The organism is Frankia sp. Mgl5 (genome assembly GCF_023242985.1).
Lineage (GTDB): Bacteria > Actinomycetota > Actinomycetes > Frankiales > Frankiaceae > Parafrankia > Parafrankia soli.
The window spans coordinates 1-342 of record NZ_JALKFY010000550.1; the positions used below are offsets into that span (position 1 = coordinate 1).

The following is a 342-nucleotide window of genomic DNA, read 5'->3' on the forward strand; positions in this document are numbered from 1 at the left end:
CGGCGCCGACTCGCCCGTGATCGCCGACTCGTCGACGCTGGCGATGCCCTCGACGATGTCACCGTCCCCGGGGATGAGCTCCCCCGCCTCGACCACGACCAGGTCGTGCTGGGCGAGGCGCGGCGCCGGCACGCTCTCGACCGCGGCGCTCTCGACAGGCTGACCCGCGCGCCAGCCGACGAGCCGGCGGGCGACGGTCTCGGTCCTGGCCCGGCGCAGGGCGGCGGCCTGCGCCTTGCCGCGCCCCTCCGCGACGGCCTCGGCAAGGTTGGCGAAGATCACGGTGAGCCACAGCCACACAGTGATCATCCAGCCGAACGCCGACGGGTCGGTGATCGCGAG

The 342-nt window shown here is 74.6% G+C and carries 1 pseudogene; it reads right to left on the bottom strand.

Annotated elements, in window-relative coordinates:
• Positions 1-342: pseudogene (locus tag MXD62_RS10575) on the bottom strand (potassium-transporting ATPase subunit B); the annotation flags it as partial.